The sequence below is a fragment of the Actinomycetospora succinea genome, from assembly GCF_004363095.1.
Taxonomy (GTDB): Bacteria; Actinomycetota; Actinomycetes; order Mycobacteriales; family Pseudonocardiaceae; genus Actinomycetospora; species Actinomycetospora succinea.
In genome coordinates this window covers 105,789-117,957 of sequence record NZ_SNYO01000002.1, presented here as the reverse complement: position 1 = coordinate 117,957, position 12,169 = coordinate 105,789, and the positions used below count along the sequence as shown (strand labels likewise).

The 12,169-nt window shown below is 73.8% G+C and carries 11 protein-coding genes; 4 read left to right on the top strand and 7 right to left on the bottom strand.

Annotated elements, in window-relative coordinates; all coding sequences use genetic code 11:
* Positions 1-16 precede the first annotated feature (16 nt).
* The 3 genes from EV188_RS06880 to EV188_RS06870 all read left to right on the top strand — a co-directional run bounded on the left by EV188_RS06880 (position 17) and on the right by EV188_RS06870 (position 3,484).
* Positions 17-847, top strand: coding sequence for a mycofactocin-coupled SDR family oxidoreductase (locus tag EV188_RS06880; protein ID WP_133825533.1), 831 nt, complete (start codon positions 17-19; stop codon positions 845-847).
* A 73-nt stretch (positions 848-920) separates the two neighbouring features.
* The gene (locus EV188_RS06875; RefSeq protein ID WP_133825532.1) at positions 921-1,841 is read left to right on the top strand and encodes an alpha/beta hydrolase; all 921 of its coding nucleotides are present in this window, start codon (positions 921-923) and stop codon (positions 1,839-1,841) included.
* Between the two features lie 20 nt (positions 1,842-1,861).
* Positions 1,862-3,484: a flavin-containing monooxygenase gene (locus EV188_RS06870; protein ID WP_279536706.1), complete on the top strand. Its 1,623-nt coding sequence runs from the start codon at positions 1,862-1,864 to the stop codon at positions 3,482-3,484.
* On the opposite strand, the gene EV188_RS06865 is transcribed toward EV188_RS06870, so the two are convergent.
* The 3 genes from EV188_RS06865 to EV188_RS06855 form a co-directional block, all read right to left on the bottom strand.
* Complete coding sequence (locus EV188_RS06865) at positions 3,481-4,212, bottom strand: GAF and ANTAR domain-containing protein (protein ID WP_133825531.1); 732 nt, start codon at positions 4,210-4,212, stop codon at positions 3,481-3,483. The two genes, EV188_RS06870 and EV188_RS06865, sit on opposite strands and share 4 nt — an antisense overlap.
* A gap of 193 nt (positions 4,213-4,405) precedes the next feature.
* Positions 4,406-4,747 (bottom strand): hypothetical protein, encoded by a 342-nt coding sequence (locus EV188_RS06860; protein ID WP_133825530.1) that lies wholly within the window; start codon positions 4,745-4,747, stop codon positions 4,406-4,408.
* Between the two features lie 120 nt (positions 4,748-4,867).
* A complete protein-coding gene (locus EV188_RS06855; protein WP_133825529.1) occupies positions 4,868-5,875 on the bottom strand; it encodes an AraC-like ligand-binding domain-containing protein in 1,008 nt (335 codons plus the stop codon).
* A gap of 234 nt (positions 5,876-6,109) precedes the next feature.
* Here EV188_RS06855 and EV188_RS06850 point away from each other — a divergent pair, with 234 nt between their 5' ends.
* A complete protein-coding gene (locus tag EV188_RS06850) occupies positions 6,110-8,245 on the top strand; it encodes a molybdopterin-containing oxidoreductase family protein (protein WP_133825528.1) in 2,136 nt (711 codons plus the stop codon).
* 1 nt (position 8,246) lies between these two features.
* On the opposite strand, the gene EV188_RS06845 is transcribed toward EV188_RS06850, so the two are convergent.
* From EV188_RS06845 to EV188_RS06830, 4 genes are all read right to left on the bottom strand, one after another.
* Positions 8,247-8,534, bottom strand: a complete 288-nt coding sequence (locus EV188_RS06845) for a hypothetical protein (protein WP_133825527.1) — start codon at positions 8,532-8,534, stop codon at positions 8,247-8,249.
* 1 nt (position 8,535) lies between these two features.
* Positions 8,536-8,727 carry a hypothetical protein gene (locus EV188_RS06840; protein ID WP_133825526.1) on the bottom strand — a complete coding sequence of 64 codons (192 nt, stop codon included), beginning with the start codon at positions 8,725-8,727 and terminating at the stop codon, positions 8,536-8,538.
* Between the two features lie 220 nt (positions 8,728-8,947).
* Positions 8,948-9,604 (bottom strand): O-methyltransferase, encoded by a 657-nt coding sequence (locus EV188_RS06835; protein ID WP_133825525.1) that lies wholly within the window; start codon positions 9,602-9,604, stop codon positions 8,948-8,950.
* Positions 9,601-12,129 carry an HAD-IC family P-type ATPase gene (locus EV188_RS06830; protein ID WP_133825524.1) on the bottom strand — a complete coding sequence of 843 codons (2,529 nt, stop codon included), beginning with the start codon at positions 12,127-12,129 and terminating at the stop codon, positions 9,601-9,603. The genes EV188_RS06835 and EV188_RS06830 overlap by 4 nt, the downstream gene beginning before the upstream one ends.
* Between the last annotated feature and the right edge of the window lie 40 nt (positions 12,130-12,169).

The following is a 12,169-nucleotide window of genomic DNA, read 5'->3' as shown; positions in this document are numbered from 1 at the left end:
CACAGGGAGGTCCGGCATGGGACGGGTCGAGGGCAAGGTCGCCCTGATCACCGGGGCCGCGCGCGGCCAGGGACGCTCGCACGCGCTGCGGCTCGCCGAGGAGGGCGCCGACGTCGTGCTCGTCGACGCGTGCGCCCCGATCCCCAGCGCACCGATCGACATGCCGCGCGAGGACGACCTCGACCGCGTCGCCGAGAAGGTCCGCGCGGCGGGGCGGCGCGCGGTCGCCCACGTCGTCGACGTGCGGGACACCGGCGGGCTCGCGAAGGTCGTCGACGACGCCGTCGGCACCCTGGGGCGCCTCGACATCGTCTGCGCCAACGCGGGCATCTTCCCGACCGCGCCCGCCGTGGCGACCGACGACGCGCTGTGGGACGAGACCATCGCGATCAATCTGACCGGCGTCTTCCGCACCGTCCGCGCCGCCGTCCCGCCCATGATCGACCGGGGCGAGGGCGGCTCGGTGATCCTCACCAGCTCGACCGCCGGGCTCAAGGGCGTGCCGAACACCGTCGCCTACGCCGCGGCGAAGCACGGCGTCGTCGGGGTCATGCGCGTGCTGGCGAACGAGCTGGCCCGCCACCGCATCCGCGTGAACTCGGTGCACCCCACCGGCGTCGACACCGCGATGATCCGCAACGAGGCGACCTACAAGCTCATGGTGCCCGGCGAGGAGCACCCGACCGTCGAGCAGGCCGAGCCGGTGTTCCGGTCGATCAACGCGCTGCCGGTGCCGTGGGTCGACGCCGCGGACGTCAGCAACGCCGTGCTCTGGCTCGCGTCCGACGAGTCCCGCTACGTCACCGGCGTGACGCTGCCCGTGGACGCCGGCGCGACGGGGAAGTGAGCTTGCGCAACGTTGTGATCAGGACCACGCCGATCTAGACTACCGATCGTTTGGTAGCGACGAGCGGAGGCTCATGGCTCTCGACGACGCGAGCACGGCACTGCTGACCCAGCTCGGCGAGAGCGGCCTTCCGCCGATCAGCGACATGACCCCGGACGAGGCCCGCAAGCTCGGCCCGGCACTGGCCGAGATGTACGGGCCGGGCCCGGACGTCGAGCTCGTCGTGGAGCCCGCGGACGCCCCGGTGCCGATGCGGGTGATCGTTCCCGAGGGCACGGCGCGTGGCGTCGTCGTCTACTTCCACGGCGGCGGCTGGGTGATCGGGGCGCTCGACGAGTTCGAGACGCTCGGCCGGACCCTCGCCGTGCGCACCGGGTGCGTGGTGGTGCTCGTCGACTACCGGCTCGCGCCCGAGCACCGGTACCCGGCGGCGGTCGACGACGCGTGGACCGCGCTGCGCTGGGTCGACGAGCACGTCGAGACGCTCGCGGGTGCCAGGGTGCCGATCATCGCCGCCGGCGACTCGGCGGGTGGCAACCTCACCGCGATCGTCGCCCGGCGCGCCCGTGACGCGGGCGGGCCGGCCCTCGCCGCGCAGGTGCTGGTCTATCCCGTCACGGACGCGAACGTCGACCGGCCGTCGTACACCGACCCCGCCAACCAGCTCATCGTCAGCCGCGCCGCCATGATCTGGTTCTGGGGCCACTACGTCCCGGACCCCGCGGCGCGCAGCGAGCCCGACGCCTCGCCCCTGCGCGCCGACGACCTCGGCGGGCTGCCCCCGGCGGCCGTCCTGCTCGCCGAGCACGACCCGCTGCGCGACGAGGGCGAGGCCTACGCGCGCCGGCTGGCCGAGGCCGGCAACGCCGTCGAGACCCTGCTCGTCCCCGGGCAGATGCACGGCTTCTTCACTCTGCTCACCCTGCCCGGCGCCGCCGTGGGGATGGACTTCGTCGTCGAGGAGATCGCGAAGCACCTCACGTCGTCGCACTGAGTCCGCCACCGGAGGTGCCCGTGACCGCCCCTGCCACCGCCACTCCCGCCCGCCGCGTCGACGCCCTCGTCGTCGGCGCCGGCCTGTTCGGGCTCTACATGCTCCACCGGTTCCGCGGCCTCGGCCTGGACACCGTCGTCCTCGAGGCCGGCGAGGACATCGGGGGCACGTGGTTCTGGAACCGCTACCCCGGCGCCCGCTGCGACGTGGAGAGCATGGAGTACTCGTACTCGTTCTCCACCGAGCTCGAGCAGGAGTGGGACTGGACCGAGAAGTACCCGACGCAGCCGGAGATCCTGCGCTACATCCACCACGTCGCCGACCGCTTCGGCCTGCACGACGGGGTCCGCCTGGGCACGCGCGTGGCGTCGGCGCACTTCCGCGACGCCGACGGGCGGTGGACGGTCACCACGGAGTCGGGCGACCGGTACGACACCGAGCAGCTGGTGATGGCCACCGGGTGCCTGTCGACCTCCAAGCTCCCCGAGATCCCGGGCGTCGAGCGCTTCGCCGGCCGCACGTTCCACACCGCGCACTGGCCCCACGAGAAGGTGGACTTCACCGGCCGGCGGGTCGCGGTGATCGGTACCGGGTCGTCGGGGATCCAGGCGATCCCGCTGATCGCGGAGGAGGCCGCGGACCTCACGGTGTTCCAGCGGACCGCCAACTTCAGCATGCCGGCCAACAACGCCCCGCTCTCCGACGAGGCGCAGGCGGAGCGCAAGCGGGGCTACCGCGAGCACCGGGAGGCCGCCCGCACGTCCGGCTTCGGCGTCCCCGTGGAGGAGGCGACGCAGTCGGCGCTCGAGGTCGACCCCGCGGAGCGCCACGCGAAGTACGAGTCGGTGTGGGGCCGCAACCTCGTGGGGCTCCTGGCCTCCTACACCGACAGCATCGTCGACGCCGACGCCAACGAGACGGCCGCGGAGTTCGTGCGCGAGAAGATCCGGGAGATCGTCGACGACCCGGAGGTCGCCGAGACGCTCAGCCCGCGCGACCACCCGTTCGGCACCAAGCGGCCGTGCCTCGACAGCGGGTACTACGCGACGTTCAACCGCGAGACGGTGCACCTCGTCGACCTCAAGAAGACGCCGCTGGCCGAGATCACCGAGACCGGGATCCGCACGTCGGACGCCGAGTACGCGGTGGACGACATCGTCTTCGCCACCGGCTTCGACGCGATGACGGGCAGCCTCGGCGCCATCGACATCCGGGGCCGGGCGGGCCTGCCGCTGGCCGACAAGTGGGCGGACGGGCCGGTCACCCACCTCGGGCTTCAGGTCGCCGGGTTCCCGAACCTGTACACGATCACGGGGCCGGGGAGCCCGTCGGTGCTGTCGAACATGATGGTGTCGATCGAGCAGCACGTGGACTTCGTCGCCGACGCCGTCGCGCACGCCCACGCCCGCGGCGACACCGTCGTCGAGTCCACCGAGGACGCCGAGCGGGGCTGGACCGACCACGTCCGCGAGGTCGGCGACTACACGCTCTACCCGCGCGCGAACTCCTGGTACATGGGCTCGAACGTGCCCGGCAAGCCGCGGGTGTTCATGGCCTACATCGGCGGCGTCGGGAACTACCGGGCGCACTGCGACCAGCTCGCCGCGTCCGGCTACCCGGGGTTCGCCTTCTCGGCGCCCTAGTGTCCGCCGAGGTCGACGACGAGCGCGGCGACCTCGCGCAGCTTGATGTTGTGGTTCTGCGAGAGGCGGCGCAGCAGCGCGAACGCCTCGTCGTTGCTCTTGCCGCGTGCCATGAGCAGGCCCTTCGCCTGCTCGATGACCGCGCGCGACTCCAGCGCGGTGCGCAGCTCCTCGGTCAGCTTGGCCATCGCGGTCTGGCGGGCGAGGGCGGCGAGCGCCGTGGAGGCGAGGTCGGCGGCGAGCCGCGCGACCGGGCGCACGACGCCCAGGTCGGCGTCGGGGTCGGTGGCGTAGAGGTTGAGGGTGCCGAGCACCTCGTCGCCGGCCGAGAGCGGCAGGACGAGGCAGGAGCGCACGCCGAGCTCGGCCGCGCACGTGGCGTACGGCGGCCAGGCGCGGCCCGCGGCGTCGTCCACCTGGACCGGGCGGCGCTCGCGCAGCGCGAGGGGCACGGGGCCGACGCCGGCGGCGTACTGGACGTCCTCGAGGGCGGTGAAGCGCGCGGCGTCGCGGCGCACCGACCGCGGCACGCCGGCGCGCAGGAGCGTCACGCCGGGCCCGGCGACGCCCGGGAGGCCGGGCAGGGCCTGCTCGACGGCGGTCCACACGAGCTCGTCGGCGGCGTCGGGCGTGGCGCTCGGCGGGGCCTCCGCGAGCCGGCCGAGGACGCCCGCGACGGCGTTGAGACCACGGTCGGCGGGGGCCGAGGGGCGCGGGCTCGCGGACATGCACTCACTCCCGGGGAATCGACCCCGAGGCGCGACGAGGCGACCGGGGCAGCTCCTCCGGTGGCGTGAGCGTCTCAACCACCGTGCTTGGCCGGACGAACCTACCGGCCGGTCACCCCCGCGACCGATCCGGGTCCGGACACACGTGCGTGATCTTCTGAGCCATAGCTCAGAAGATCACGCACGTAGGGGATCAGGCGAAGCCGTCGGGGTCGGTGCGGACGGTCTCGTAGGTGCCGTCGGCGTCGGTGTCGATGGCGGCGCTGTCGAAGTCGCCGTCGTTGTCGGTGTCGACCAGGATCGTCTCGCCGTAGCCGTCGGCGTTGGTGTCCACGACGCCGGTCTCGAAGGTGCCGTTGTGGTCGGTGTCGGCGACGACGGTGTCGACGCGGCCGTCGCCGTCCTCGTCGGTGGAGGTGGACTCGAGGTGGCCGTGCTCGTCGAGCTGGTAGGTGCCGACCACGGTGCCGTCGGCCTCGTAGATGTTGCCGTCGGCGGCGAAGTGGCGGTCTCCGGCGGTGGTGTCGGCGCTCATGATCGGTGCTCGCTCTCTGTCAGTGCTCGGTGCCCTCGTGGTGGGCGTTCGGCACTGTGACGGTGCGAGCGGGCGGGGATGTTCCCGCCGGAGCAGGGAATTCTTTCCGCGAGCCGGCGACTACGGACGGTGGCGGAGACGGAACGTGCTCGGCGGCTCGTGGAACGTCTCCTTGAACGCCCGGCTGAACGCGGCGAGGTCGCCGAAGCCGCAGCGCAGCGCGATGTCGGTGACCGACAGGTCGGCGAGCCGCGGATCGGTGAGCTCCCGCTGCCCGTGCTCGAGGCGGCGCCTGCGCACCAGCCGGCCCACCGTCGTCGACACCTCGGCGAACGCCCGGTGCAGCTGGCGGGTCGAGACGAACTGCGCCCGCGCGATCGTCTCGGGGCCGAGGTCGGGGTCCTCGAGGTGCTCGGCGACGTAGGCCTCCACGCGGGCGCGCAGCTCGGCGACCCCGCGGGGGCCGGCGAGGCGGTCGCCGTGCAGGGCCTCGCCGGCGACGGTGCCGAGGAGCTCGGCGAGCTCGGTGGCCAGGCGCGCGCCGCCGGCGGGGGAGAGCTCGGGCGGCGCGGCCACGACGTCGGCGAGCGTCCGCCCGACGATCGCGCCGAGGCGGTCGCCGCCGAGCGCGCGGGCGGTGGCGCCCCGGGAGGTGTCCTGGTCGATGCCGACGAGGTCGCGGGGCCAGGTGAACACCAACATCCGCCAGTCGCCCCGGAACCGCCACGCGAACGGCCGCCCCGTCTCGTAGATCGTGTAGGCGCCGGGGCCGAGCAGCGCCTCCCGCCCGTCCTGGCGCACCACGGCCTCGCCCTTGGCCATGAGGCCGACCTGCAGGTAGTCGTCGGGGTCGTGGCGCGCCAGCCCCGGCGTGCGCACGCACTCCTGGCCCGTCGAGTCGACGGTCGCCACCGCCAGGTGCCCGACGAGGCTGCTGCGGACCGCGCCGTCGAAGGGCGCGTCGCCCTCGGCGTGCACGTCGAGCGCCACGAAGTGCTCGCGCAGCAGGTCGCGCCAGCCGGTGAGGTGCTCGGCGTGGCCGCGGACCTCCGGGGTCTCCGGCGCGCGCGCCACCCTCGGGCGGGGGCGGGGGAACGGCCCCACGGGGCGGGCGGCGGTGGTCGCCACGGGCGGCTCCCGGGAGGGAGGGGAGGGGTGAGGGGCTCGACGACGGTGACGGCGGTCATCCGACGCTAGGGAACCCCGCCCCGTCGGTCAACGGCACGCAACTCGTCGCGGAGCGACAAGCACCCGACATCGCTCGGTGCCCATGCTGTCACCGGCGGTCGCCCCGCCCCTCGGGGCGACCGCCGGCCCACCGCTCCGGAGCCCTGGCCCGAGACCACCACCCCGGGAGACGCCGTGACCGCGCTCGACGACCTGCCCCTCACGCCCACCACGACGACGGTGCGCGCGGCGTGTCCGCACGACTGCCCCGACACCTGCGCGATGACGGTGACCGTCGAGAACGGCGTGGCCACGGGGGTGCGCGGCGACCCCGAGCACCCGATCACCCGCGGCGGGCTCTGCGTCAAGGTCAACAACTACCAGGACAAGGTCTACAACCCCGACCGCGTCCTGCACCCCCTGCGCCGCACCGGCCCCAAGGGCAGCGGGCGCTTCGAGGAGATCACCTGGGACGAGGCGCTGGAGACGATCGCCTCGACGTTCCGGGCGAAGATCGCCGAGCACGGCGCCGAGACCGTCATGCCGGTCAGCTACCTCGGCACCCAGGGCATCCTCAACGGACTCTCGGTCGGCGACGCGTTCTTCCACCGCCTCGGCGCGACGATCACCGAGCGGACCTACTGCGACTCGGGCTCCTGCACCGCCTACGCCGCCACGATCGGCGCGACCGCGGGCGTCGACCCCGAGAGCATCGTGCACTCCCGCTACATCATCATCTGGGCCTGCAACATGGTCTCGACCAACCTGCACCTGTGGCCGATCGTCGCCGAGGCGCAGAAGCGGGGCGCGAAGGTCGTCGTCATCGACCCCGTGCGGCACAAGACCGCGCGGCGCGCCGACTGGTACATCCCGATCCGCCCGGGCACCGACGGCGCCCTCGCGCTCGCGATGATGAACGTGATCATCTCCGAGGGCCTCACCGACGAGGACTACGTCCGCGAGCACACCGCGGGCTACGAGGAGATGGTCGAGCGCGCCGCGCAGTACACGCCGGAGTGGGCGGCGCAGGAGACCGGCATCCCGGCCGAGGACATCCGCACGCTGGCCCGCGAGTACGCCACCTCGGACCCGTCGCTCATCCGCATCGGCGTCGCGATCGAGCGCCACGCGGGCGGCGGGCAGACGGTCCGCTCCATCGCCTGCCTCCCCGCGCTGGTCGGGGCCTGGCGCCACGTCGGCGGCGGTCTGCTGCAGCTCCCGCTGTGGGCCCACCCCGTCAACTGGCCGGCGTTCATCCACCCCGAGATGGCGACGCCGGGCACGCGCGTCGTCAACCAGTACCTGCTCGGGCGGGCGCTCACCGGTGAGCTCGAGCTGGACCCGCCGATCACGGCGCTGATGGTCTACAACTCGAACCCCATGGTGGTCTGCCCCGAGCAGGAGAAGACCGCGCGCGGGCTGGCCCGCGAGGACCTGTTCACCGTCGTCAGCGACCACGTCCTCACCGACACGGCGCGCTACGCCGACATCGTCCTGCCCGCGACGACCCAGCTCGAGCAGCACGACATCATGTTCAGCTGGGGCCACTTCTACGTCACGCTCAACACCCCGGCCATCGAGCCGCTGGGCGACGCGATACCGAACACCGAGCTGTTCCGCCGCCTCGCCGCGGCGATGGGCTTCGACGACGACTACTTCCTCCTCACCGACGAGGAGCTGCTCGAGCAGGCCTACGACTGGTCCGCGCCGGCGATGGAGGGCATCACGCTGGAGTCGCTGCGCGAGACCGGGTGGGCGCGGCTGAACCTCCCGAGCCCCGACGAGTACCGCCCCCACGCCGAGGGCGGGTTCCCGACGCCGTCGGGGAAGACCGAGTTCCGGTCGGCCGCCCTGGAGGCGGCGGGCAACTTCGTCGTGCCGCTGTTCCGGCAGCTCTACGAGGAGTTCCAGCCCGGCGGGGTCGTCGACCCGCTGCCGCACTACATCGCCCCGCGCGAGACCGGCGACAGCCACCCGCTGAACCTGCTCTCGCCGAAGTCGCACGCCTACCTCAACTCGAGCGCGGGCGACCAGGCCATGCAGAAGCGGGTGCAGGGCGAGCAGATGGTCACCCTGCACCCCGCCGACGCCGAGGCCCGCGACATCGTCGACGGCACCTACGTGTCGGTGTTCAACGACCGCGGGCGCTTCGTCGCGCTGGCGCGCGTCAGCGACGAGGTGGCCCCGGGCGTCGCGGTCGCGCCCATGGGGGCGTGGGCGAAGAACGCCAAGGACCAGAGCACGGTCAACGCCGTGAACCCGTTCGTCTTCGCCGACCTCGGCAACGCGCCGACGTTCTCCGACACCCGGGTCGAGATCGCGCCGGTCTGAGCTACCGGGCGGCCAGGACCTGCGGGGCCTGGTCGCCCGGGGTGCGCGGCGCCGGCGTGGCCGGCGTCGTGTCCAGGGCGGCGAGCATCCGGCGCGCGGCGCGGTCCGCGCGGTCGGCGACGTCGTCCGCGTCGCGTCCCCGTCCCACCGCGCGGAACAGCTCCGCGAGCGCGGCGACGGCCGCCGGCGAGAGGGTCACGCCGCCGTCCGGTACGGCGCGCGGGGCGAGGGCGGCGGCGGCGCGCAGCGAGGCGCCGCCGGGGGACTCGACGGTCGTCTCGGGAGCCATCTCATCGCCCCCGGACGCGGACCGACTCGGGGATCTCGGCGGCCAGGTGCGCCGCCGGGGTGTCGTGCCAGACGCGCTGGAAGGAGCCGGACTTGGTGCGGCCCTTCTCGGTCCGGCGGGTGTCCGTCCGGCCCAGGTCGGGCCGGAGCGTCTCGGTGCGCGCCACCTCGGCGCGCCAGTGCAGGTGCCACATGGGCGGGGTCCTCCTCGTCCGCCACCGGGACCCGTGGTCGCGCGCCCGCACGTCGGGGTGGGCGCCGCGTTCACGGAGGGTCGACCGTGGCTCGCGGACTGAACACGGCACCCGCGATAGTGGGCCAGATCACGCACGGCTCGCCACGCGAGCGAACTCTGAACCGAAACAGCACCAGTTCGGACGAAAGCTCTTTCACTCGGGCGCCATCCGCTGCTCATCACCCGGTCACGGTGGCGAGCAGGACGCCGTCCCAGCCCTTGCGGTCGACGATCTGCAGGGCGGTCGCGCCCTCGAGGCGGGGGTCGCCGGCGACGAGCTCGACGACCTCGTGCACGCCGCGCACCGTCGGGGAGTCGTCGGCGGGGTCGGCCACCCGCCCGCCGCGCACGACGTTGTCGACGACGACGAGCGCGCCCGGCCGGCACAGGGGCAGCGCCGCGCGGACGTAGCCGGCGTTGTTCTCCTTGTCGGCGTCGATGAACACGAGGTCGAGGGGCCCGGCGACGGTCGGGAGGGTCTCGATGGCGGGCCCGAGGAGGATCTCGACGCGGTCGCCCACCCCGGCCTCGTCGACGCAGGTGCGGGCGACCTCGGCGTGGTGCGGGTCGATCTCGAGGGTCGTGACGAGGCCCTGCGCGCCGACCGCGCGGGCGAGCCAGATCGTCGAGTAGCCGCCGAGGGTGCCGACCTCGAGCACCCGGCGCGCCCCCGCGAGCCGCGCCAGCGTGGCCAGGAAGGCGCCCTGCGCCGGCGCGACCGCGATGTCGGGCAGCCCCGCCCCGCCGGCCCGCTCGCGGGCGGCGCGCAGCGTGTCGTCCTCGAGGTGCAGGTGCTCGGTGAACCAGGCGTCGACGTCGTCCGCGGTCGGGGTCATGCCCCGACCGTAGGCCGGTACAGGCCGAGGACGCGCTCGAGCACCCGGTACCGGAGCACGAGGGAGAGGGTGACGAACCACAGCACCAGCGCGATCGCCGGGTAGATGATCACGGGCGGGTCCGGCGCGGTCAGCCCGAAGTACTCGCGCGTCGCGGGCACGATCAGCACGACCGCGAACGCCGCGAACAGGCCCAGCGCGAGCCAGGTCGGCCTGCGGTCGCTGCTCACCGGCGTCCACGCGGTGAACAGCCGGTGCGGGGGCTCGAGCAGCAGGATCAGCACGATCGCCGTCGTCGACACGAACACCGACATCGCCGACTGCGCGCCGAGGGTCGCCGAGGCCTCGACGAAGTCGGCGTCGACCCCGTAGGTCAGGCCCGTGTACTGCTCGAACAGGCGGATCGCGTCGGGGAACGGCGTGCCGGTGAAGCCGTCGGTGATCTGGCGGTAGAGGTAGGCGTAGATCGCGGTGGCGAAGCCCGCGGTGAGCACCCCGACCGGGATCACGAACCGCGCGAGCGAGACCAGCAGGTCCTCGGCGGGGGCCGTCGGGCGCGCCCACATCGTGAGGAAGAACGTCGGGAGCCCGACGGTGAACAGGGTCAGCCCGACCTGCGTCGGCGTGTACGGGAAGCCGAGCCCGAGCAGCGTCACGGTGAGGATGACGAGCATCTGCGTCGCGACCCGCGAGAGGAACAGGTACATCGACGCGCCGACGCCCGCGATGATCCGGCGGCCCTCGGTGCGCGCGGGCGCCAGGGTGGTGAACGAGTCGTCGAGCAGCACGATGTCGGCGACGTCGCGGGTCACCGAGCTGCCCGAGCGCATCGCCACCCCGACCTGCGCGGTCTTGAGCGCCCGGGCGTCGTTGACGCCGTCGCCGACCATCGCGACCTGGTGCCCGCGGCGGCGCAGCGAGGCGACGATCTGCTCCTTCTGCTCCGGGGCGATCCGGCCGAAGACGCCGTGGGTGTCGACGGCGTCGTCGAAGGCCGCACCCTCGAGCCGCGCCAGCCGCGGGCCGGCGATCCCCGGGGCGTCGAGCCCGGCCCGGCGGGCGAGGGCGGCGACGGTGTCCGGGTCGTCGCCCGAGATCACCTTCACCGCGACGCCCTCGGCGCCCAGGTCGGCGAGGACGCCGGTGACGCCGTCGCGCAGCTCGTCGGCGAGCGCGAGCAGGGCGACACCGTGCAGGCGCGGCAGCCGCGGAGTGCCGTCGGCGTCGCGGAGGCCGCCGGTGGCGCGGGCGAGGACGAGCACCCGCAGGCCCTGGTCGGTGCGGCGGCGCACGGCGTCCTCGGCGGCGATCGCCGGGTCGGTCAGCGACGGCCGCAGCGTCGAGGGCGCGCCGAGCACCAGCGACGTGCCGTCGGCGAGCGTGACCCCGCTCCAGCGCAGCGAGGACCGGAACTCCACCTCGTCCACGGCGTCCACACGCTCGCCGGGGAGGTCGACGAGGGCGGCGGTGGTCGCGTTGGTCGCGGCGACCGAGCGGGCGAAGGTGCCCAGCAGCTCCCGCGCGCCGGCCTCGGCTGTGTCATCGGGTCGAGCTCCGGCAAGCTCCGTCTCCCAGCCTGCGGGCACCACCTCGGCCAGCGTCAGCCGCCCGCTGGTCAGCGTGCCCGTCTTGTCGGTGCACACGACGTCCACGCGGCTGACGGCCTCGACGGCGTTGGTCCGCTGCACGAGGGCCCCACGGCCGGCGATCCGCGCGGCGCCGACCGTGTAGGCGACGGCGATGAGGAAGAAGAGCCCGTAGGGCACGAGTCCCGAGAGCACCGCCGAGGTCTGGACGAAGCGCAGCACCGTCGACCCGTCGAGGGCGGCCTGGGCGAGGATCGCCCCGCTCATCAGCACCACGAGCAGGATGAGCAGGCGCACCACCAGCTCGATGCGCCACTGCAGCGGCGTGAGCACGGTCGTGTCGGCGCGCGCGGCGAGCGTCAGGCGCCCCGCGTGGCTCTCGGTGCCGACGGCCTCGGCGCGCTGCAGGCCCTCGCCGCCCGCGCACGCGCTGCCCGAGAGCAGCGGGTCCCCGACGGCCTTGGCGATCGGGTCGGACTCGCCGGTCAGCAGCGACTCGTCGGCCTCGACCCGGCCGTCGACGAGCGGGCCGTCGACGACGATCTGGTCCCCGGTCCGCAGCCGCACCAGGTCGCCGACGACGACCTCGCCGGGCGGGACCGTCCGGTCCTCGCCGTCGCGCACCACCGTGACGGGCTCGCGGGCGAGCAGCTGGAGCCGGTCGAGCTGACGCTTCGCGCGCAGCTCCTGGACCGCGGCGAGCGCCGCGTTGATGATCCCGAGACCCACGCTGACCAGGGCGTCGCTGTAGCGGCCGAGGGCGAGCAGCGCGATCCCGATGGCGAAGAGCGTGTTGTTGTAGAACGAGAAGACCGTCGTGCGCAGGATGCGCCCGGTGGTGCGGCCGGAACCGGAGACCGGGGTGTTGGCCTGCCCCCGCCGCGCCGCCTCCCGCGCCTGTGTCTCGCTGAGTCCCTCGAGCGTCGCCGCCTGTCCCACGCGGGCATGATCCCGTCCGGACCTGGCCCGGAGCTGAAGG

Bases quoted from the DNA above. Each gene is read 5' to 3' on its own strand.
- EV188_RS06880 (WP_133825533.1), top strand. From the start codon at position 17: ATGGGACGGGTCGAGGGCAAGGTCGCCCTGATCACCGGGGCCGCGCGC.
- EV188_RS06875 (WP_133825532.1), top strand. From the start codon at position 921: ATGGCTCTCGACGACGCGAGCACGGCACTGCTGACCCAGCTCGGCGAG.
- EV188_RS06865 (WP_133825531.1), bottom strand. From the start codon at position 4,212: ATGTCCGCGAGCCCGCGCCCCTCGGCCCCCGCCGACCGTGGTCTCAAC.
- EV188_RS06860 (WP_133825530.1), bottom strand. From the start codon at position 4,747: ATGAGCGCCGACACCACCGCCGGAGACCGCCACTTCGCCGCCGACGGC.
- EV188_RS06845 (WP_133825527.1), bottom strand. From the start codon at position 8,534: ATGGCTCCCGAGACGACCGTCGAGTCCCCCGGCGGCGCCTCGCTGCGC.
- EV188_RS06840 (WP_133825526.1), bottom strand. From the start codon at position 8,727: ATGTGGCACCTGCACTGGCGCGCCGAGGTGGCGCGCACCGAGACGCTC.
- EV188_RS06835 (WP_133825525.1), bottom strand. From the start codon at position 9,604: ATGACCCCGACCGCGGACGACGTCGACGCCTGGTTCACCGAGCACCTG.